The 22,170-nt window shown below is 41.6% G+C and carries 21 protein-coding genes; 6 read left to right on the top strand and 15 right to left on the bottom strand.

The genetic code is table 11. The features are described 5' to 3' along the window. Positions 1–18: 18 nt before the first annotated feature. The 3 genes from NSS87_RS22915 to NSS87_RS22925 form a co-directional block, all read right to left on the bottom strand. The gene (locus NSS87_RS22915) at positions 19–873 is read right to left on the bottom strand and encodes a carbohydrate ABC transporter permease (protein ID WP_339242971.1); all 855 of its coding nucleotides are present in this window, start codon (positions 871–873) and stop codon (positions 19–21) included. Positions 874–882: 9 nt separating this feature from the next. Then, on the bottom strand, positions 883–1,824 hold the full coding sequence (locus NSS87_RS22920) for a sugar ABC transporter permease (protein ID WP_339242973.1): 942 nt from the start codon (positions 1,822–1,824) through the stop codon (positions 883–885). A gap of 90 nt (positions 1,825–1,914) precedes the next feature. Continuing rightward, positions 1,915–3,393, bottom strand: coding sequence for a carbohydrate ABC transporter substrate-binding protein (locus NSS87_RS22925; protein ID WP_339242975.1), 1,479 nt, complete (start codon positions 3,391–3,393; stop codon positions 1,915–1,917). A gap of 431 nt (positions 3,394–3,824) precedes the next feature. Here NSS87_RS22925 and NSS87_RS22930 point away from each other — a divergent pair, with 431 nt between their 5' ends. Continuing rightward, positions 3,825–5,513, top strand: coding sequence for a sensor histidine kinase (locus NSS87_RS22930; protein WP_042190641.1), 1,689 nt, complete (start codon positions 3,825–3,827; stop codon positions 5,511–5,513). 14 nt (positions 5,514–5,527) lie between these two features. Further along, entirely contained in the window at positions 5,528–7,135 is a 1,608-nt protein-coding gene (locus tag NSS87_RS22935; RefSeq protein ID WP_339248637.1) for a response regulator, read from the top strand. A gap of 61 nt (positions 7,136–7,196) precedes the next feature. Here the strand turns inward: NSS87_RS22935 and NSS87_RS22940 are convergent, their stop codons facing one another. Together NSS87_RS22940 and NSS87_RS22945 are read right to left on the bottom strand one after the other, a co-directional pair. After that, positions 7,197–7,742, bottom strand: a complete 546-nt coding sequence (locus NSS87_RS22940) for a DinB family protein (protein ID WP_339242977.1) — start codon at positions 7,740–7,742, stop codon at positions 7,197–7,199. A gap of 64 nt (positions 7,743–7,806) precedes the next feature. Beyond that, positions 7,807–8,754, bottom strand: coding sequence for a YafY family protein (locus NSS87_RS22945; RefSeq protein ID WP_339242979.1), 948 nt, complete (start codon positions 8,752–8,754; stop codon positions 7,807–7,809). A 205-nt stretch (positions 8,755–8,959) separates the two neighbouring features. On the opposite strand from NSS87_RS22945, the gene NSS87_RS22950 reads away from it, so the two are divergent. Continuing rightward, complete coding sequence (locus tag NSS87_RS22950; protein WP_339242981.1) at positions 8,960–10,150, top strand: coenzyme F420-0:L-glutamate ligase; 1,191 nt, start codon at positions 8,960–8,962, stop codon at positions 10,148–10,150. 352 nt (positions 10,151–10,502) lie between these two features. On the opposite strand, the gene NSS87_RS22955 is transcribed toward NSS87_RS22950, so the two are convergent. From NSS87_RS22955 to NSS87_RS22965, 3 genes are all read right to left on the bottom strand, one after another. Further along, positions 10,503–11,642 carry a 5-methyltetrahydropteroyltriglutamate--homocysteine S-methyltransferase gene (locus NSS87_RS22955; RefSeq protein WP_042190650.1) on the bottom strand — a complete coding sequence of 380 codons (1,140 nt, stop codon included), beginning with the start codon at positions 11,640–11,642 and terminating at the stop codon, positions 10,503–10,505. Between the two features lie 128 nt (positions 11,643–11,770). Next, a complete protein-coding gene (locus NSS87_RS22960; RefSeq protein ID WP_076284690.1) occupies positions 11,771–12,544 on the bottom strand; it encodes an ABC transporter permease in 774 nt (257 codons plus the stop codon). Continuing rightward, entirely contained in the window at positions 12,522–13,505 is a 984-nt protein-coding gene (locus NSS87_RS22965) for an ABC transporter ATP-binding protein (RefSeq protein ID WP_339242984.1), read from the bottom strand. Before NSS87_RS22965 ends, NSS87_RS22960 begins: the two co-directional genes overlap by 23 nt. 245 nt (positions 13,506–13,750) lie before the next feature. Between NSS87_RS22965 and NSS87_RS22970 the strand changes: the two genes are divergently transcribed. Next, positions 13,751–14,020, top strand: coding sequence for a hypothetical protein (locus NSS87_RS22970; RefSeq protein ID WP_339242986.1), 270 nt, complete (start codon positions 13,751–13,753; stop codon positions 14,018–14,020). Between the two features lie 56 nt (positions 14,021–14,076). Here the strand turns inward: NSS87_RS22970 and NSS87_RS22975 are convergent, their stop codons facing one another. Next, entirely contained in the window at positions 14,077–14,265 is a 189-nt protein-coding gene (locus tag NSS87_RS22975; protein ID WP_042129995.1) for a hypothetical protein, read from the bottom strand. Between the two features lie 74 nt (positions 14,266–14,339). Then, complete coding sequence (locus NSS87_RS22980; RefSeq protein WP_339242990.1) at positions 14,340–14,963, bottom strand: hypothetical protein; 624 nt, start codon at positions 14,961–14,963, stop codon at positions 14,340–14,342. Between the two features lie 97 nt (positions 14,964–15,060). Between NSS87_RS22980 and NSS87_RS22985 the strand changes: the two genes are divergently transcribed. Then, positions 15,061–15,261, top strand: coding sequence for a hypothetical protein (locus NSS87_RS22985; RefSeq protein WP_339242992.1), 201 nt, complete (start codon positions 15,061–15,063; stop codon positions 15,259–15,261). Positions 15,262–15,384: 123 nt separating this feature from the next. On the opposite strand, the gene NSS87_RS22990 is transcribed toward NSS87_RS22985, so the two are convergent. Next, entirely contained in the window at positions 15,385–16,269 is an 885-nt protein-coding gene (locus NSS87_RS22990; protein ID WP_339242994.1) for a LysR substrate-binding domain-containing protein, read from the bottom strand. Positions 16,270–16,379: 110 nt separating this feature from the next. Here NSS87_RS22990 and NSS87_RS22995 point away from each other — a divergent pair, with 110 nt between their 5' ends. Next, the gene (locus tag NSS87_RS22995) at positions 16,380–17,771 is read left to right on the top strand and encodes an MFS transporter (protein ID WP_339242996.1); all 1,392 of its coding nucleotides are present in this window, start codon (positions 16,380–16,382) and stop codon (positions 17,769–17,771) included. Positions 17,772–17,862: 91 nt separating this feature from the next. Here the strand turns inward: NSS87_RS22995 and NSS87_RS23000 are convergent, their stop codons facing one another. The 4 genes from NSS87_RS23000 to NSS87_RS23015 form a co-directional block, all read right to left on the bottom strand. Further along, complete coding sequence (locus NSS87_RS23000) at positions 17,863–18,795, bottom strand: hypothetical protein (RefSeq protein WP_042190668.1); 933 nt, start codon at positions 18,793–18,795, stop codon at positions 17,863–17,865. Positions 18,796–18,891: 96 nt separating this feature from the next. Next, complete coding sequence (locus NSS87_RS23005; protein ID WP_042190672.1) at positions 18,892–20,103, bottom strand: MFS transporter; 1,212 nt, start codon at positions 20,101–20,103, stop codon at positions 18,892–18,894. After that, positions 20,090–21,274, bottom strand: a complete 1,185-nt coding sequence (locus NSS87_RS23010; RefSeq protein ID WP_042190674.1) for a glycosyltransferase — start codon at positions 21,272–21,274, stop codon at positions 20,090–20,092. The genes NSS87_RS23005 and NSS87_RS23010 overlap by 14 nt, the downstream gene beginning before the upstream one ends. A 98-nt stretch (positions 21,275–21,372) precedes the next feature. Continuing rightward, complete coding sequence (locus NSS87_RS23015; protein ID WP_339242999.1) at positions 21,373–22,149, bottom strand: hypothetical protein; 777 nt, start codon at positions 22,147–22,149, stop codon at positions 21,373–21,375. Between the last annotated feature and the right edge of the window lie 21 nt (positions 22,150–22,170).

Consider the following 22,170-nt stretch of genomic DNA (forward strand, 5'->3'; position numbering starts at 1 on the left):
CCCTCCATACTTTGTAGTTCAGCCCTTAATTCCACCAGCGCTTATTCCTTGGAGCAATTGTTTTTGTCCTACCACATATAGGAGAATCGTTGGAATGAGTACCAAGATCAATGCGGCAAATAGTGCGCTCCAATCTGTAGCATACCTTTGAACCTCAAACAGATTGGCTAAACCCACCGGTAATGTTTTTTTGCTATCCGTTTGAATTAGAACTAATGCCAGTGGATACTCATTCCAAAAGCCCATCGCTGCCAGCATACAGACCGTTACAATTCCCGGCTTAGCTAGTGGCGCAATGATTCTGACGAGTACCCCTGTATTCCCGCAACCGTCAATCTTGGCGGCCTCTTCATAATCTCTAGGGACAGATCGCAGAAATCCGCTTAACACAAAGATCGCAAAAGGAAACTGAAGGACAGCATAGATCAAACCGAGCATCCCGCGATTGTCCAGCATCCCGAAAGAATTCACCTGAATAAATAAAGGAACCATGATATAAGAAGCTTGGAGAAAGATACAGGCCATATAAATATTAAGAATCATTTTGGAACCCCAAAACTTAAATCTCGTTAATACATAAGCTATAGGGACCACAAAAATAACTAGAATCGCAGTGGAAAGTACCACTAGAAAGATAGAATTCAGGAAATAACTTCCCATCTTAGATTTCTGAAAAGCACGTACATAGTTATCCAAGTGTAAGGCTTGTGGAAAGGAGAAAGGATCGGTTAGAAATTCCGTGTTGCTCTTAAATGAGGCTAAAAGATTCCATACAAACGGATATAACAAAACAATAGTAGCTACAATCAGAAACAGCCGAGTGATCCAATTGATAATGTTCATTTTTATAAGACTCTGTTGATTACTATTCACCCTTCTCCCCTACCCTTCTGCTCGATTTGTAAGTAGTCTAGACAGAAAAGAAAGGACAAAGGCAAACGCAAGCGTAAAGATTGCGATAGCCATGGCATAACCAAAGTTCGCATTTTGGAACCCTTGAGTGTACATGTAATGGAGTAATACAGTAGTACCACCTGCCGGTCCACCGCCGGTCATGATTGTTACGACTATAAAGCTTAAATTGATCGTACCCGCCAGGGACAGCACGAAGGTTATACCAATGATTTCTTTTAACAGTGGGATCGTAATGCTGACAAGCTTCCGGAAATATCCTGCACCATCAATGGTCGCCGACTCGAACACATCCGCAGAAATCCCATCTATTGCAGCGATATACATCACCATATAGTAACCAACCGCCTGCCAGATCAGAGTGACCGCTACGCACCATAATGCAGTTCGGCTATCCCCAAGCCAAGTCATAGTCAGTTGATCTAGCCCAATACTTGAGAGAATATTGTTCAAGATCCCCATGTTCGGATGAAACACAAAGGACCATATGATCCCGACTACCGTCAAAGAGATAATGCTGGGGAAAAAGAATACCGTCCGGTAAAAGCCTCTCTCTTTCAGCTTCGTCTGCGTCAATAGAAAAGCAAGCACTAAGCCAAAGGCTAAGGTAACCACCGGCACGACCAGCATCAGCTTGAACGTATTACTAAGCGCTTTGAGGAACATCTCATCTTGGAACATATATTTATAGTTATCCAGAAAGATAAACTTGTTCTCATCACTCATCCCGGTTGCATCCGTAAAAGACATAAAGAATGCCCGAAAGGTTGGAATGATCATAAATACGAGAGTCAACAGGAGCGCAGGAATGGTACATACGGCTATGAATAGCTTCGGATTTTTAGTTTTCGTTGACTTAGTCTTTAATTTTCTGTTTCTAGGAGCTACTTCCGTTAGTTGCATCTCAGACATCTTTCTCACTCCTCTTCATGCAAAATGCATCCTGTTCATAGATGTCTGTATCCATTCTTAACAGGATGCATTGGCATGAGATGCTATAAATTATTTACTAGCTGCTTTCTCTTTACGAATCTGTGCAAAAGCTTTTTCAACATTATCCATCCATTGGTCAGTGGTCATTTGACCTGTCATGACTGGCGTCATCGTATTTTTGAACATTTCAGTGACTACACTAACTTTGGAGCCCTTCGGTAAGGATTGCCAGCCTTGCAGAATTGAAATGGAACCATTGTAAGCCTCAAACATGTCATATACACCTTTGGTCAAGTATGGCTTCGACAGCTCCTTCGCACCATTAAGTGCGTACGCACCATTAGCTTTTTCCGCGAATAATTTAACGGACTCATCCGTATACAGGAACTTTAAGAATTCTTTAGCCAGCTCTGGATTTTTAGCTTTTGCTGGAATGGAGAATTGCTCATAGCTGGAAAGCACGTACTTCTGATCTCCTTTATTAAATACAGGGACGGTTGTCATCCCAAATTCAAAGCCATTTTCTCTTGGTGAATCCTTCATTTCATTTTCCATCCAGTTGCCGTTTACAATAAACAACGCTTTCCCCATCATCATATCGGTCTGCGATTGGGTATGGTTCAAGGCGACCGTGCCATCCATCAGATATCCGTCTTTAGATATTTTGTAGAATATATCCAATACTTTTTTGATCGTGTCGTTCTTAAATGAACCTTCCTCATAAGCAAAGACTTTATCCAACGTTTCTTTACCGCCCGCACTAGCAATCGCAGGATACAGAATTTCTTCCAAATAGTCCGGATAAATACCTTGGTAAGTGAACAACGCTCTTTTCGTTTTCGTTCCATCTGCATTGACCAAGAAGTTCTCTTCTTTTTTCAGCTCATCGCCTAATGCAAAGAACTCGTCCCAAGTCTCAGGAACACTCCAGCCTTTTTCCGCGAACAAAGTTTTGTTGTAAATCAAGCCCATCGGTCCCGCGTTAAAAGGTGCCAGATAGATCTTCCCGTCTTGATACGGCTGAAATCTTGTGCTGTCCAGCATTCCTGGAAGAATCATATCCTTTAGCGTCTCATCTTTGTCTAAGGCCTTGCTTTCGAATACATCACTGATATCTAGAAGTCCTTTTTCTTTAATGAGGGAAAGCATAATCCCACTTTGCTCTGTATCCGTAACAGATAGGAAGTCAGGAGGATTACCGGCAACAATCTGTGGTCTGATCACTTCACCAACCTTAGGGTTGATCGTCATATTCACTTTTACCCCTGGATAAGTACTCTCGAATTTACTGACAATTTCATTCCAATAATCGGCGCCATATCCCCCTTGGAATACAGCAATACTCAGTTCCTTGTTATCAAAATCCTTCTTAGCATCCTCTTTAGAAGTATTCTCGGCGTTCGTTGTACTTGTCGCTTCCGCTGTACTCGTAGCTTTTGTAGAATTCGAATCCTTTGAGGCAGCTGGTGTATTCGTGCTATTCCCACAGCCAATCAATCCCACACCCAGCAGCGAAACTGCTAATAACGTACTCATTGTCTTTCTCATAAACGCCCTCCTTAAGATGTTCTTACTAATGACCCAACCACAGATTAAATATTGAAAACGCTTTATCTGATGACTTAAGTATAGAAGTGTTTACGTTTTATTTACATTTACAATACAAACGTACCTATGTATTATTTTATCCATCTCTCATTCAGGTTTCAGATATGCTTATTTATCAGAATCACATGACTTGTAAACTTAGCGGTTAAAGGAATGGATAATACTAACGATTCCATAGATTATTCTTGCTTTTCGCCCATGCATATATATTCCATTCTTCTTTTTATGTTAACTTGTAAGTAAAGGATATCGAATGGGAGGTCATCCACCTGAGTCATAACAAAGGGAAGCGGTATTTTCCTAGTCCCCCACAAATCATAAGAAAAATTAAAATTCAAAATCGCTTAACCGTTATCTTCTTAATCGTTTCCGTGATTCCAATCATCTTTATAGGTTTCTATTCCTATACTATCTACTCCAAATCCATTAACAATAAATTAAGCAAATCTACCTTTCAGGCTTTGACACTGCTCAATCGAACGATGTTAAGCGAGCTTAATAACTATCAATATCTTGCCGGATCTGTTTCTACCAATCCTATTATTCAGGAGCGTTTAACGGCAGCACCTAATGAACCCGCTCCTAGCAATGCTACCATTAACCACGCTATGGATAATGTGTACAGAACCATTTATCCGGGATATGTTCAGAACGTTCGGATCATAGATTCCAAGAACGAACCTATTTATGAATTAGGCTATGATGGCATTCCCAATCCAAAGTATGGGGAAATCATGAAACAGGTAGATCTGAATGCCCCTTATGACAGTCTTAATTATGTAAAAAGCTATCGTGCTTCCCATACGATTGTCCTGGGGCGTAAAATTTTTGATCAAGAAGACATTGGCGTTCCATTAGGTTATGTGTTTGTTTTTATCGGTGGGGAGTTATTCTCAAAAGTCATTCTTTCCAGTGTGGACTTAGGAACAGGTTCTAATCTGCTTATCATGAATAGAGAAGGAATAGTGATGTCCTCCAACCTAAAGGGTACAACACTTGGAGAAGCGTATGATAAAGGTCAACTGTTTAAGCAAATCAAGGAACAAGAGGCACAGAAGAACCATTCCTTTCAAGGCTTAGTCAATGGCAAAATGCATCAGATCTCCTATATCAATAATAATCAATTAGGCTGGTACATGATTTCTACGGTTCCTTTCTCTTATATTAATTCTGAGACAAGTAAAATCACCACTGGACTCCTTATCGTCGTCAGCATCATTGTAATCCTTTGTATCCTAATTATCATCGTCTTGTATAAAAGCATCCTAAAGCCTATCAAACAAATTATTGTCTTCTGTAATCAAATTTTTTATGGCAATTTATCCAATCGTATAGAAGATCACAGCAACGATGAGATGGGTGTTCTTGCTAATAGGATTAATAGCATGGTCAGCCGGATTGAGCAACTGATAGAGGATCAACAGAAAGATCAAAAGAGGCAGCGTTCGCTTGAATTACAAATGCTACAATCACAGATTAACCCTCATTTTTTATTCAACACTCTAAATTCCTTGCGATGGCTCGCAATGATTAACCAGGTTCCGGTGCTAAGTGATGGTATCTCCTCTCTCGCAGAATTACTGCGCAGTACCATCATCGATCAAGATGAGGAAATAACCATCAAACAAGAGCTTAATAATCTGGACAATTACTTTGCTATTCAAAAAATACGTTATGCTGATCGATTTGACGTTGAATATGATCTAGATGAATCGGTATTACATAGTCTGATCCCTAAACTTATTCTGCAGCCGATCGCTGAGAACGCTATCATCCATGGGGTTACGGATATTGGAGGAAAAGTTCTTATCCGCATTAAGGCTTACGCAAAAAATGAATACACACTTGTTATAGAAATCATTGATAACGGAAAAGGCTTTGATACGAAAAAATCGGAAAAGGCTGATACGCTGTCCGGTATCGGAATTTCTAATGTAGCCGATCGCATTAAGCTTCAATATGGTGAGAGCTACGGACTATTCATCACAAGCTTGGTGGGTCAAGGAACCTGTTGCCGCCTGATTATCCCCAAACAAACCTACGAAGAAGATAAGGGGTGATACTAGTGTATCCAATGTATAATGTAATGCTGGTGGATGATGAACCTATTGTAAAAGTCGCGCTCAGAACCATGATTCCATGGGAAGAGCTTGGATATATGATCTGTGCTACAGCCTCTGACGGAGTTGAAGCTTTAACCCTTGTTGAGAAATTTAATCCCCATATCATCATTACAGATCTCAAAATGCCTAATATGGATGGTTTGCAGCTGATAAAAGAACTCAATAACAGAGGGTTTGCCGGGAAAATCCTGGTGGCAAGTAACCACGGGGAGTATGAATTGGTTCGTGAAGCATTAGTTCTTGGCGCTGTAGATTATATGCTTAAGATTAGTATGAAGACTGCGGACCTCATCCAGTTGCTGGAGAAATCCACGCAGCTAATCCAAGAACAGCTTCAGTCCAAGCAGCAGCTAGAGACACAATCTCAGCTATTGCAACACAATTTAAAGAGTGTAAAGAATGCGATTTTAAAAGATTATTTTACCGACCCATATTATGATATGAATCAGCTTGAGCAGCAAAATTCTATAACACTCGCTTTTAGTGAAAATAGCTGCTACTTGTTCTACATTACCTTTGAGCAAAATAGCGCCAGCCCTAGCGCACATAAAAACCAGCTATCGGTATCCTTCATTGAAAACATCATCTTAGATATCCTGGAAACCGTAGATCAATTCGAAATTATTCAGCTTGAATCGAATGCATTGTTGCTGCTAATCTCCACTGATACCTTAGACAATCAGCAAATTATCCGTACCGACTTTATCCATAGAGTCATTCAGTTGATCAAAATGTATATTTCCATTACCCCTACCATTGTTTATTCCCAGCCCATTAGAGGATACGCTGAGGCGAAAGTAATGCTAGAGCGATGTAAAGAATCCTTGGAAATCCAATTTTACAACGAAATAACGATTATTGATCCCGAGATTGTCCATTTAAATGATACGCTCGATTTCGAAAACGTTCATGAGTTCTCTACGAATTTAATACAGGCCTGGAAACGTTCGGGCGTTGAAGCCGTTAATCAAGCCACTCAAAATTTCCTTGAAACCTGCAGATCGAAACAAATAAAGCCGGCTGAAGCCAAAACATTCATCGTCAATTGTCTGCACTATCTTCCATTATGCGATGCTCACATTATCGTTGAAGATCCAAAGCTTTTGAAAACAACTATTGAGAATATTGCAAACAGTAAACGAAGTGCTGAGATTCTAACGCAGATGGAGCTTTTATTTCAATTATTCTCACATCAAAAACAACAGATTGTAACTACCCATAATAGGGATGTTAAACAAACAATTGATTATATCAATGCAAATTATCAGAAAAAGCTGACCTTATCTCTGATTGCCAAGCAGGTCAACTTAAGTGAGAACTATCTATCCAGAATCTTTAAAGAAGAAGTCGGCCAAAGTATCATTCATTACATTAACACCGTAAAAATGGAGAAAGCCGCAGAGTTAATTCTAAAGGGCAACCCTTATGTCAAAGAGATTTCTACGCAAATCGGTATACATGATCAATTTTATTTCACCAGACTTTTCAAGAAGCATTTTGGAGTTAATCCGAGTGAATATAAAGATTATGTTCAAGCGACGCTTGGCTCAGGAAATTAAGATCCTTTCTTTTACGACGAAAGGCCGTTGCTGTAGATCAGCAACGGCCTCTTTTTTGGTATTACAGCACTTTCCGAAACAATTCATTGTTTAATCGCTTCAGCTGCAGAAGATGATGACGGTAGTGCATCTCAATAAGCAGGAACCATTCCTCCGCGCATAGTCCACCGAATCGTGGGTGAGATACGGTATTTTGATTGGACGCTTTTTCAAGAGACGGTTCGATTTCTCTCATCCTTTGGATGACTGTGTGTAACCCTTGAATTAATTGTTCTTTGCTCTCCGGCTGCTCCGGCGTATATTGGGCGGAAGGCGGAACCTGAATACGAATGGGCGGAAAGCTGCCTTGTGCAAATATAGCAGCACCATCCTCAGTTTTCCCTACATGAGATGCTAAGGGATCTTGGTTGGGCACCAGACATTGATCAATATTACGAAGCTGCATATGCAGTGCCGAGTTAATGAGATGTTGAACCATCTGTCCGATGGACCACTCGTTTTCACTTGGCTTTAGCTTCAGCTGCTCCAGATTGAATCGCTCTACTTCATGAATATAGTATGTCGCAGTTTCTTCAAAACGTTGTAAGGCTTCTTTTGTTATATTCATTATATATCAGCTCCTGTAGTCATTGATTATCCAAGTATACAAAAACGCTACTGACAGCGTTATGTCAGTAGCGTTTTAACATTATTTCTAGTTCGTTTCTAACTTGATGGCGAAAAGATTCCGGCTCTAGTACAACCATACCGCCTCCCCAGCCCAACACCCATTGCAGCAATTCTGCTGGCTCTCGAACTCGATAAGTAACCCGTAAGCCTTCCGCATGATCCTCTATAGTTTCCATATAGAAATTGTTCGATTCCCTTACCTTATCAGCTATGTCAGAATGGACTAAGATAACCACATGAACGTTACGATCATCAGGAGGTTGGTATACCTCCAATTGAAAATCCGCTGGCCGTATAAATTTATCTTCCAGTTCAATAAGCTCCCTCATACGGGATAACCGGAAATGACGGATGTCTTGACGCAATTCACACCAGGCGACGAGTACCCATGATCCTTGATGAAGCACAAGTCCGTAAGGAGCAACCGTACGAACACTTTGACGGTTCCCATCGGCTTCGGCGATTCTTTTGGAATAACGAAATCTTATTTTCCTTTCCTCCAATATCGCTCGACGAATGGCTTCCAGACATGCCTTTTCTTGTATTGGTGCTATATCTGCTGCGGATGCAAATAAACGAAAACTTTTGCGGATCTGTGATGCTTCACTGCGGATGGCTTCTGGCAGGATAGCTTCTATTTTCGCTTTAGAACTTCTAGCCTTATTGCCATAGTGAGCATCAAACCACTGCTCGATAAAGTCAGTCCCGATAAGCAATGTCACTGCTTCGTCCAGCGTGAAACTAACGGGTGGCAGGAAATAGCCCTCAATCAAGGAGTAGCCCTGCCCTGGCGCTCCTATTATGGATACGCCCGCTTCACTAAGTGCCTGAATATCCCGATAAATAGTTCTCACGCTCGTTTCAAACGTAGCCGCCAAATCCTCCGCTCGCAACACTTTATTACGCTGCAATTCAAGCACTATAGCTAACAAACGGTCCATTTTGTTCATACGGATATCCCTCCCCGAGAAATTGTTTTTCTATCTCTAACGGCAATGTTAAAAATCTCTAAAAGCTTCTATATCTATAAATCATTTTTATATTAGATATTATAAACATTAATTTTACTTATATCGCTCTAAAAGGGTATAGTAATATAGGGTTTATAACCATTTTAATTATATAGAGTATACCCTTATTAGAGGAGAGATCATATTGGAAAGAGTAGTTGGAACAGTGGTACGTGGACTCCGCGGGCCTATCATTAACAATGGGGATAATATTGAAGAAATCGTAGTTCAAACCGTATTGAATGCTGCAAAAGTCGAAGGTTTCTCGATCGAGGATCGTGACATTGTAACTGTAACGGAATCCATTGTGGCTCGGGCACAAGGAAACTATGCGACGATTGACAATATTGCTGCTGATATTAAAGGGAAATTCGGCGAGGAAACCGTGGGTGTTATTTTCCCAATCCTTAGCCGTAACCGATTTGCTAACTGCTTACGCGGTATTGCCAAAGGAGCAAAAAAAGTAGTCTTAATGCTAAGCTATCCAGCTGATGAAGTGGGCAACCATCTTGTAGACATCGACGAATTAGATGCTAAGGGCGTTAATCCATGGACGGATGTGTTAACAGAGGCTCAATTCCGTGAGCTTTTCGGCTATATTAAGCACCCATTCACAGGTGTTGACTATATCGAATATTATAAAGGTTTGATTGAAGCTGAAGGTGTGGCTTGCGAAGTCATCTTCTCCAACAACCCAAAAACCATTTTAAACTATACAAAAAATGTATTAACTTGCGATATTCACACACGGTTCAGAACCAAACGCATTCTCATGAGCAATGGTGCTGAAAAAGTGTTTGGTCTGGATGATATTCTTACACAATCAATCGATGGCAGCGGCTTTAACGAAGCCTATGGTCTGCTAGGATCAAACAAAGCTACAGAAGAAAGTGTAAAGCTATTTCCAAACAACTGCCAACCTATCGTAGATGGTATCCAAGCAAAAATCAAAGAAATAACAGGTAAAACTGTAGAAGTTATGGTTTATGGCGATGGAGCATTCAAAGATCCAGTCGGAAAAATCTGGGAGCTTGCAGATCCGGTTGTATCCCCTGCTTACACTGCCGGACTTGATGGAACACCAAATGAAGTGAAATTGAAATATTTGGCCGATAACAACTTCTCTCATCTTCGTGGTGAAGAGCTGAAACAAGCCATTTCTAAATACATCCAGAATAAAAATGATGACCTGGTTGGTGCGATGGAAGCACAAGGGACTACTCCTCGTAGATTAACGGACCTGATTGGTTCATTATCTGATTTGACTTCTGGTAGTGGCGATAAAGGAACACCGATGATTTATATTCAAGGTTACTTCGATAACTATACAAAATAAGATAAGCACAACAAGGGGACCTCTAAACGAGGGCCCCTTTTACTTTGCGGCGCCCTCTTTCATATCAAGGCATTGATAGATTAGGGAATTCCTCCCTGAAATTCGACTGATTTGACGGTAAATCTTGATTTCACTCTGTTTTTTAGGGAGGAATTCCCTGATTGCATTCATTTAAAGCAATTATCGGCTTTTATTAGGGAGCTTTTCCCTAATTACTCACAATCCACTGGTATAGTGACAGCACGCCAAGTAAATCCATGTACCCACTCTATATCAAAATACACCTTTAACCGTACGGATGAACATCCGAATGGTTAAAGGTGTATTGTCTCTGTCTACTTTTTAATTAGAGTTAATTCCAGATCTCTTCAGCAATCTCTTTAATATAAGCAAGCTTGCGCCATTGCTGCTCTTCTGTAAGGTGGTTACCTTCTTCAGTGGAAGCAAAGCCACATTGCGGGCTCAGGCAAATCCGGTTTAGATCGACATATTGCTTCGCTTCCTCAATACGCTTCAGAATATCCTCCTTGCTTTCAAGCTCACCAAATTTGGAAGAGAACAGGCCAAGCACGACCTGCTGATTGTCTTTTAGGAAGCGTAATGGTTTGAAGTCACCTGCACGTTCAGTATCAAACTCCAGATAGTAACCTGAGTAGTTATTGATGTTCAGAAGTGTTTGCGCGATAGGTTCATAACCTCCGCCTACTCCAGCATAAGTAGAAACATAATTGCCTCGGCATACATGTGTCGTTACAACGAGATCTTCCGGCAGACCAGACACCACTTCTTCATTCAACTTCGCAAGCTCGTTCGCATATTCAGCTACATTCACACCAACCTGATTCATAAATGCTATAAACTGTTCGTCGCACAGCGCTCCCCACGTGCAATCGTCGATTTGAATGCTGCGGCAGCCCGCTGCATAAAAGGCAAGAATTGACGCTTTGTATGCTTTGGCAATATCCGAAATTAGCTCTTCACGATTCGGGTATAATTCATTCGTGCTTTCCTTATTTTCTACCCGATCCAGCTCAAACAGGAATTGCGCTGCTGCAGGAATCGATTGGCGCGCAACAACATCCTCACCAGCAGCGCCTTTTAAGAATTCATAATGCGCTACAAAAGGGTGGCTGCTGTAGCTTATTTTTCCGGTCAGTCGTGCGGTTTCTGGTCTGGATTCTGCGCCATTAAATTGGTAGCCTTGATCAATAATGGTCCGCTCTACACCATCAAAACCCCAGAAGAAGTCGAGATGCCACCAAGAGCGGCGGAATTCGCCGTCGGTTACAGCTTGAAGACCTACCTCTTTTTGTTTTTGCACGAGCTTTACAATCTCGTCGTTCTCTACTTCCTTCAACTGCTCGGCAGTAATTTCGCTGTTCTTGAATTTTAATCTAGCTTCTTTCAACGCTTGAGGACGCAGGAAGCTGCCAACAATATCATATCGAAATGGAGTAACGGTTCGCTTTTTAGGTTCGGTTTGAGTGCTCATATATTAATCTCCTCGTGAACAAATTATTAAAATTAATATAGCATATCCGATTGCCTATACCGTTACACCAATGAGTTATGGCAGGTTATAAGTATTAGCTATACCTAATAAATAAACGATTGTGTGCGCTAGTATTGCCCCAGAAGCCCCTTCTTCATGGCTATTTTCTCACAGCGATCAAACACAACGAGCCCTAGAATCAAATAAACCAGCGAATTTAATATTAATACGCCATAGTCAGATAAAGATAGATCCGTTAACGTTAGATTCTCCAGCATCACCGTTCTTACCATATTCACGCCTTTAACGAATGGGGCAAAAGCTAAAAACGGAGCTACAGTGATCGGAACAAATACAAGTCCCATCAAGACAAATTGGAAAATCTGTAGAAATGCTTGAATTTGTTTCACAATAATAGCCAAACCAGCAATCATAAAACTAACGCCTACCATGCTTATCATAGTAACTATAATGATTGGGATCGTTGTCATGGGATTAAGACTCAACCATTGTCCCGAGGTTAGCATCGCACCAAACAGCAAGAGAATCATAATGACGGACTGTAAGCCCAATTGACTGACGATCCGCGTGAGCATAATTTTCCACACACCCATGGGAGACATATATAACTGCTCTAACGTTCCACGCGTCGCTTCTGTGATTACCGAATAACCAATAAAGTTCATCGTCATCATCGTTAAGCTCCAAAAGACCACACTTACAATTGAATATTGAACATTCGTATCAAAACTGGCTGGATCTCCTATGAACATAATTCCAAAAAATGCAGCCAGAAATATAATATAAAAAGTGACTACTAATGCAATCGTGTTCGGTAAATATCGTTTCAACTCAATATATTCCTTACGAAAATTAGCATTAAATAAATGGAGCCATTTCATGAGTCTTACCTCCCTTCACAATCTGAATAAACACTTGTTCAAAATCAATGGTTATTCGATCAATACTTTCCACCATCGTTCCTTCCTCTTTCAGAAGATCGAACAACTCGTAGATATCCTGACCATGCTCTAAATTCACTTCCACGATCGTTTCATGAGAGCTTGCTTTATAAGTACTTAAAGGGAATATACTCAACAGTTTGTTCTCCTGTTCAGGGCTTAATTGCTCACCTAATTTAATGGAATATGCCCTTGTTTCAAATAACTTAAGTAAATTCTCCACCCTGTCGTCAATCACAACTTCACCTTTGTTAATGATAATGGCACGGTCACACAGCTCCTGAACGACAGGCATATCATGTGAGCTAATAATGATCGTACGTTTCTCTTCCCTCACTATCGTTTTTAGAATATTTCGTAATTCATAACTAACCTCAACATCCAAACCGAGCGTTGGCTCATCCAGCAAGATGACATCCGTATTAGCTAATAACGCCACAGCGATTGCCAGCTTTTGTTGCATCCCCCGAGATAATCCATTAACCAGCTCATTCTCCTTTTCTTTAAGGTTGAATTGTTCTAATAATTTATCTGTCTGATCGGCAATTTGCTTCCGAGAGTACCCCCGGTTACCTGCAAAATATTCTAAATTTTCCCGAACCGTAAGACGCCAATATAAATTCCGGTTCCCTTCTAATACAGCACTGATATGCTCTAGCGCTTTAAGTCTCTTCTTGCAAATATCTAAGCCATTAATGGATATAGAACCCCCATCCGATTCTAACAAACCACAGAGCATCTTTATCGTTGATGTTTTCCCAGCACCGTTGGGACCTAGTAAACCGAGAACCTCTCCACGATTTACATAAAAAGAAACATCACGAACGGCATGAATCTTCTCTTTCGTCTTTCTTTTCTCGTATACCTTGCTAATCCCCCGTACTTCTATAATTTTCTCCACCTTATAACCATCCTCTCCCGTACGATTTAAAAGAGTGATTTCATTGTTAAATTTATTTTATTTTAGTATCTAAATTTAGATAACTGGCTCCAGATGGATACTTTCTCCGTCTGAGGAATGAGATTTGTATAGAGGACAACTATGATAAGTCTATAGGAAATATCACAATTGTTAAGAATGACTGGGCGAATGTCCGGCATGGAGCAAATGTAGATTATTTCATCATAGAAAACGAGGCGGACATCATGAATCACAACAAGAAAAATCCATTTTGCGTGGTGGGTATTAGTAGGACTTGCTTTAATGGTTGGAGTTGCAAAAAGTGGCGTTATGACCGCAGGCGGGCTATTTTTGACACTAACAATGATCTGATCGTTATTGCCGCAGACATTAATGAGGCAGCGCTAGAGATAGTAAGCCAGAAACAGAATGTTTATGGAATGAAATTGCACGTTGTCTCAGATGAGGATTGGCAGAAAATTAATTCCATCGATGGAGGATACTCAGCTCAATAACGATAATGACAGCCCTCAAGTTAAATGAGGGCTGTCATTTTTTCATTACAAGGCCATTAGAAGATCCATATGAGTAAGAAAATAACTGCAATTATTGCCACCACGATAAAGAGATTGATTACCTCGCTCCAAAATCCAGGAACACCTTGTGTATGATATTTTTGCGCATTGACATCATGGTTTGCTTTATGACCGCCAGGGTCCGTCACATTTGGATTAGGTCCTGGATCAAAAAAGTCAGACATAGAAATCAACACCTTTCTCGATTATAAACCATATTATACCAGTTAATTCCCTTTTTAGTAATAACCTTCTTAGCTCAATTCATTTGAGAATAAAAATAAGGTAAGTGTTTCTTTGATAGAGCTTTTTCGATTAGTTCTTGATCGTATCCATATTTTTGCAATGCAGTAATAATCGCTTGTGTCCTGTCTGATCGTTGTCTTCTTAAATTTGATTCTAGCTGTATTTCTAGAGGAACCGTAGGAATAGTGTACCGTCCGATTGTTACATTCCTAAAACGATTCCAAATGAATTGACCACCTTCCCATATCCCATCACCATCCATAGAATCAGGAACTCCCGCTGAATTGGAGATATGAACAACTTCCACTTTAAACCCATCGATGATCCAACTCCCCTTTGTCCATGAGAAGCCCGAAGAAAAGGTCTGAGTGTATGTAGGTTCTTCTAAAGAGGATAACCAGTTCTCCCCATGAGGGAATTCACATTTATCCAGCAAGGAATATTCCTTCAGAAGTTCTGCAAATTGTGCAACCCCTTCTTTATTTTTTGTATAAATATCAACGTCTCCCGGAGTCATTTCACAGCCCTGTAAAACCGAACCCACCGAGCCAACCAAGATCCATTCTAATTTCGAATTCACTTCCGATGAAAAATAAAGCTCACATACCTTTGACAATGCTGTTTCCCAGCTATTCATAATTCCACCCCAAATTGACTAGTAAGTTCGAGTACATGAAACCTTAATAACCTCAGATGCGTTAAAGAACTATACAAATTCACAGGAGGTTTTTAAAATGAGATACAGTGCTGCAGGCGCGCGAATAACCTGTCCTTGTTGTCAAAACGATACCTTTCATCTGGATTATAAACTGCTTAACACAAGTGGAGCATCCTTTCTAGGATTTGACTGGGCGAATAAAAACGCTGCTATACTTATTTGTAAGAAATGCACCCATATCTCATGGTTTATGGAAGAACCAACATCAGATAACTAAACACTACCTGATTTTTCTACATCTTCATTATAAAATATTTCTATAGACTATGCGTTCTTGAGCTGGATGCAATTGTTCTTTTGCATCCAGTTAAATACCTCTAGATAACCATCCCCGATTGTCTTAAGCCTCTTTGGATAACGATCCGAAATATTCTACAACTACCTTACGAAATTCCAGAGCAGCTCGCGAAATATACCGACTCTTGTGCCATATTAAAGCAATTTCCCGTACCAATTCGTGATTCTCTATTTGGAGATATTTGATGTCTTCCCGTGAATTTCTTGCTGTACTTGGTATGAAGGCAAGACCAATCTCAGCTTCCACAAGCGTGATCAACCTTGCAGGCTCATCCCCCTCATATACATATTTAGGCGTAAATCCGACCGATTGGCACACAGAGTCTATTAAATCCCGAGTTCCATAACCACTCTTAACCCCGACGAACCATTCATCTCTCAGCTCTATCAAAGATACGCTGCTTCGATCTGCCAACCGATGCCCCTTAGGAACCGCTACAAGGATTGGGTCGATAAATACGACTTGGCATTCGATGTCGTTCCCTTCTATAGGGGGAGATGACAGGCAGAAATCCACCTCTCCTCTATCCAAAAGTGTAACCATTTCCTTCGTAGTCAGCATCTGCACATGAAATTGAATATCAGGTCTCTTTTTTCGAAACTCGCGAAGGATACTGGGTAATGTACTGGCGGTGGTAACCGCTAATTCTAGCGTGTTATGTTCCGGGTGAGATAAATCGCTAAGCTCCTGCTTTCCCTGCTCCAATTCAAACAAAGCTCTTTCTGCACGGCGAAGGAATCTGCTTCCGAACTCATTCAGACGCAGGTTCCGCCCTACTCGATCGAATAAAGGGACCCCTAGATCCTCCTCCAAGCGCTGTATTGTTTTGCTAAGTGATGATTGAGTAACGTGCAGATTGCGCGCAGCTTCGGTCACATGTTCCAACCGAGCTACCGCGAGAAAATATTGCAGCTGTAGAAGTTCCATTTCGCACCCCATTCATTCCTTTAAGTCAATGAGAATATAACATAAAATGCGTTGGAATGAATAACTAAAATCAAGTAGGATGACATTAATACGCTTTAGGGGGACACAAAATGAGTGCTCGGAATTGGTGGTTAATGATTTCAGTGGGTCTAGGGATACTATTGAACCCATTAAACTCTTCAATGGTTTCTGTTGCTATTCCAAGATTGCAAAATGTATTCCAACTTGACTATACAGGTGTTTCCTGGATTATTTTTTCTTTCTACATTGCTAGTAGCATCGCTCAACCTGTCATGGGAAAGGCCAGCGATTTATTTGGTAGGAGAAAAATATTTCTTACCGGGCTTGTAGTAGCCTTCATTGCCTCATTATTAGCTCCATTCGCACCAAGCTTCGCGTGGCTCCTCGTGTTCCGCATTGTGCAAGCCATTGGAACTAGCATGATGGTTGCCGTTGGGATGGCTATAGTGCGAATTCATGTAACGGAAAAACAAGCGACAGCGCTGTCTGTTTTATCCATCTTCCTATCTGGTGCGGCAGCCATTGGACCCTTTATTGGCGGGGTTATTATACACTGGTGGGGCTGGCCCGCTATCTTTTTCGTTAATATTCCATTTGTGGTAGTGAGCTTTCTATTGTCTTGGAGAAATATTCCTAAGGAAAACTCGTCATTAACCGTTGCACCGGGCATGTCTCTTCGCAAATGGTTCGATTGGATAGATGGATCTGGGATTCTGCTCTTCACAATGGGTCTGGTTGCCCTGCTCATTGGATTGCTCTCAGCAAAATCATCCGGGCACATTGCTTTAGGAAATGTCATTGTTTCACTGATAGGACTCGCTCTGCTAGGGGTATTCGTACGACATGAGTTAACAGCGACTTCGCCTTTTATCCCTTTACGCACATTTGCTAAATATCCTGCAATGACATGGGTTAATGTGGAATTCATGCTCGTTAATGTACTCTTTTACTCACTCTTTTTCGGAGTTCCGTCCTACTTGCAAATGGTTCGCCATGTCAACGAGTATCAAACAGGGATACTTATGCTAACCTTAGGCCTATGCTCTCTAGTTACTTCTCCAATAGCAGGACGATGGATCGATAAATCCGGACCAGGACCGGCACTACTAGTGTCTGCAATATTGATGACTGCGGGATCGGTATGGCTCGTGACATTGAATCAATCTTCACCGGTTATTAGCGTGTGCCTGGCTTTGGCTGCATTCGGGATTAGCAATGGGTTGAATAATGTAGGTATGCAAGCAGCTTTGTTCCAAAGTTCACCCAAGGAAATGATCGGCGTAGCATCCGGTTTATTTAATACTTCAAGATATTTGGGAACCATTCTCTCTTCCTTGTTGATAGGCATCGTAATGAGAGGCAAGTTCAGCTTTGAGGGATTTCAAGTACTTGGGATTATTCTCACGATCATTGCATTGTCTTTGGTATTCATGAGTCGGCGGCGCCGGAAGTCAGGGGAGTTGCAGGAGAGGATAAATTGATGTGAAAAAAACTTTAATAAAGAAAGTCCCTATGACTAATCACATCATAGAGACTTTATAATTGCAGTATTTTTAGTTGTTCCACACTAACTTAATTACGATGTTCGTGTTCATGATCCTCTTTCAATTGCTGCACTTGTTTACCCGTCAAGTCAATAGACTCTGTTGTAGTGGTATTAAATGCGGAGAGTTGAACATCCAAACTAGCAGCCAACGTATGGGAGGTTCCTTGCGCATCCTTACCCACAAACGTAAGATCTAACTGCTGGTGCTGAAGCTCATTCGCTGGAGTGATATCAGCATTCAAACGGATGCTTTGAATCTGTACACCGTTCGTCAGAGCAATTGCTTGGAAATCAAACAGGTTACGCTGAATTAGATCTTCTGGATCGTTCGAATCTACAGTGGTTTCCTTACTGGACTCATGATCCTTCTCTTCAGAAAGACTCTTGAACAAAACCGGGGCTAACGCCTGCACCACTGCCGGGATTTGCGCATTGTCAAGCTGCAGCGAGATATGCTTGGCACCGTCTTTATCGGTGGTAGATGTGATTTCGTTCTTCAAATTCCCAATCAGCGCATCCATTATTTTCTCTTCTTGGCTGCTTAGCCAAGCTGTTTCCGTTGACTCTTTCTCGGCTTCCTGATCCTTCTTATCCTGTAAATCCTGCTTTACGTAATAAGTATCGGAAGCATCACTCTTCCAGACTTGTCCGTCAGACTGACTGTAGAGGCTAAGTACCTGAGAACCTTGTGACCCGGTAATCTTCACATCGCCGCTGACCGCTTCATTTTGTAGGTTTGCTTTTATGCTTCCTTGTGCCTGACTCAGAATACTTCCGTTATCTTTAAACAACGCATTGGCTTGTACGGTAACACTCTGCGTATTCCCTGCCGTATTCTTAAGCGCAGCTTTGTAATCCTCATACCCAGAGGTTCCCGCAAACGCCGTCAACCCGCTAACTAACATAATAGCCCCGCTAATTCCTGCTGCACCTCCGGTGATTAGCCATTTCTTCTTCATCCTTTTCCCTTCCCTTCATAACTTTTTTGGTCTTTCATATTAAGTTTAGGCGCAATTCCTAAATTCATCGTGAAGAGTCTATTAAATAAATCTTAACTACGATACATTTTGGAGTTCCTCGGTCACATTTTTTCTGTGAATAAATAATCGGGCAGGTGAGAGCAAGTAAACTACACTAATCAATCCAAATAAACCGGCACTAACTTGAAAAGGTAGCAATTCATCTCCTGAGCTTCCCAACCATCCCCCTATCAAGGGGCCAATAACCACACCTAAGCCTTCTATAGAGAACAGTAATCCCCAGCTTATACCCACAGAATCTTCAGGAATATAACTGGCCATTAAGGCATTCCAAGAGGGTAGCAAAGCAGCATAAGCACACCCCAGCAGAAGTGAGAGGCCAATGGCGGCGGAAAAGGAGCTAATAGAAGTTAAGCCGAACAAGGCAACTGCAAACACGCCGAACCCAACAACGAGGAACCATTTACCCCCGACATGATCAAACCATTTTCCCATAGGCACGAGAAATAGAACTACCCCAGCTCCTCCCATAAATAGCACGATGGACAGCTGAGAATGCGACAGGCCTAAATGCGAAATGGCAAAGCTTGTTAGAAACGGAACCAGTATCCCGCCCGCTGTAGTTTGCAGTAGCATACCAGGAACCAGAAAACCGCCCTTCTTCACTTTGTTCCACAAAGAAACAAATTGTTGCCCTACAGATATATTCACGTTCCGCACCGATACCTTATTCATCTTCACAAGACCTACCATGATCCAACCAGCTACAAAAAATAATCCAATCACACCAAGGGACAACGACATCCCACCGCCAATTAACAGATTCATAGTCACGGGTCCCAGACCTAAACCAGCCATCCAGTATACATATAAGGTTCCCATCTGCTCTGCTCGTTTCTCCTCTGATACCTGGCTCATACAAATGATCCAGATCGGTGAGAATCCAGCTCCCAAGCAAGCAGAAGCTACAATAAGTATCCACGGACTATGCGTTGTAACCATCAACAATAGTCCAATAAACCCGAGGAAGAACCCTCCATGTAGTACGGTTCGCCCATGAAATCTGTCTAAGAGATAGCCGATGAAGCTTTTGATCAAACTGTCCGTCAAATAGTGAGCGGAGACCGCAATGCCAACTACTGAGGTTGTAAGTCCCCAGCTAGTCAATACATAGGTTGGTAAGAAAGTAATCAGAACAGCTCCTCTTATCCACTCTATAAAGAAAAGGAGCATTGCAAGACGGGTGAACGTCTGCTGTCGTTTTTCTACCTTGCTAATAGTATCCATGAATCGTCTTCGCCTGCCCTTCAACTATCATAGATTTCGCTGATGGAACTGACGGCTGTCTTAGCTTAATTGCATCTAAAGCTTCGGAGACGATACAATCTGAAGTGTATTTTCGTGAAAAAGCCTTCATACGCTGCTCCCTTTCTTCTCTGTACGCCATATGCTCCAATCGCTGAAGCTGCTCTACTAACTGCTCCTCATTTCGTGCGATCTCTATCAGATGGTGCCCAGATAACCATTCTGCATTGCCTGCTTCCTGGCCGGGGAGTGGTCGATAGACGATAACCGGAAGTGTTTGAGCCATCGCCTCAGTCAAGGTAATCGCGCCCGCTTTGGTCAATAGACAGGAAGATATACACATCAGCTCCTGCATTTCTTCCGTATATCCCAAAATGTGAACTCGAGGATTCTCTTGAAACAGCTCTTTCGTAGCTGATCGAAGCTTATGATTATTTCCGCATAATACGATGACATCGAAGTTTGATTTAAGCAGTACTCTTTTTATTAAACTGCTAATGTCACCTAATACGCCGTAAGCTCCTGCCGCAAGTAATAGATGACGACGATTTCTGTCTAACTTATGCTTGCGCAAAAGTCCTTCTCGATCCAGCGTTTGCTCAAAAGCCTCTCGTATTGGAATCCCGCTAACCACAAGCTTCTCTTCAGCAATCCCTGCCGATATCAGCGTTGCCTTCATGCTTTCCGTAGCGATAAAATATTTCGTAGTTTGAGGATGGAGCCACCTGCCATGAACCACATAATCCGTCATCACCGTGAACATGGGAATTCGACTTCCTGTTGTTGATGCAAGCTCAGCAGCGGCCAAATAAGGGAAGGTGTGAATAATAATATCCGGCTGTATATCGTCGATGATTCTTTGCACTTTTCGCTTGCCCATAGAATGGATGAGTCTACCCATGAACTGCTCTGGTCTCATCTTGCTAGTCACTGTGTACAGTAATCCATAAAGTTCTTGTGTAAAGCCCGTACTGTTCAAATAGAATCTTCGGGACAGTTCATTCAGGTAAGGATGGACTACAGCGAATAGATCCATGGTGGTAATCCGACTGATACCTCTTCGTCTAAATGAATGTTCGATGGCCTCAGCCACTTTCATATGCCCGTCTCCAAATGCCGAAGTAACAATAAGTACTTTAGGATCTGTGTTCATGACAAAGCTCCTTTTTCTCATGGCCTCCTCTAACTCTAACTCTGAATCGTAAAGGGATAGTAAAGGGATTCTTAACTGAATATTAACTTCAATATTTTCTAAAGAGAGACCTCGTCTGTCTTTGTCTTGGTTAAATAGATAACTAACCCTAGAATAATAACAATAAAAATAATACTTGTTCCCGTTGTGCCCAGTTCTAGCCCACCTTCACTTCGGTCCTGTGAAAGATAGTCACCTAGTGATGCTCCTAATGGGCGAGTCAGAATATAAGCAAACCAGAAGGCAGTTACTGCATTTAGCTTAAAGCGATAAGCGAGTGTTATCGCGCCAATCAGAGCGGCAAAAATAATAGCTGAAAGTAGGTATCCCCAGTTCAGACTTTCTGCAACTAAATCACCTGCGGCTGTCCCTAAGGCAAAGGTAAATAGAATCGTTAGCCAATAGAACATCTCGCGCTTTTTGGTAGTAATCGAATGGATGGATAACGTCTTCTGACTGGCATACCAGACTCCAAAGGTCAGGATTAAGAGTACAGAAAAAACAATAGTGGTCGTCTCCAGCGATACGCCCAGATTGTCCACCAGATTGTCAGTGATGAGCGTACCGACCACACTGATTAATACAACTGCAAGCCAATATAGAGCAGGTACGTATTTTGTAGCAGTCATCTGGAAGTATAGTTCTGCAATCAGTAGTCCACCCATCACCAAGGTTGTGTTGGTCAAGCCCCAGTAGAGGTTAAAATTGAGAAAATCCGCTGCCGTCTCCCCCACGGTGGTAGCCATAATCTTTATGATCCAGAAAAAAATCGTAACCTGTGGCACCTTGTTCCATAATCTCTGATCTTCTTTTAATAATGAACTGGTTTCCTTCACCAATCATCTCCCCTTCCTTTA

The sequence above is a fragment of the Paenibacillus sp. FSL F4-0243 genome (assembly GCF_037963295.1).
Classification (GTDB): domain Bacteria; phylum Bacillota; class Bacilli; order Paenibacillales; family Paenibacillaceae; genus Paenibacillus_AQ.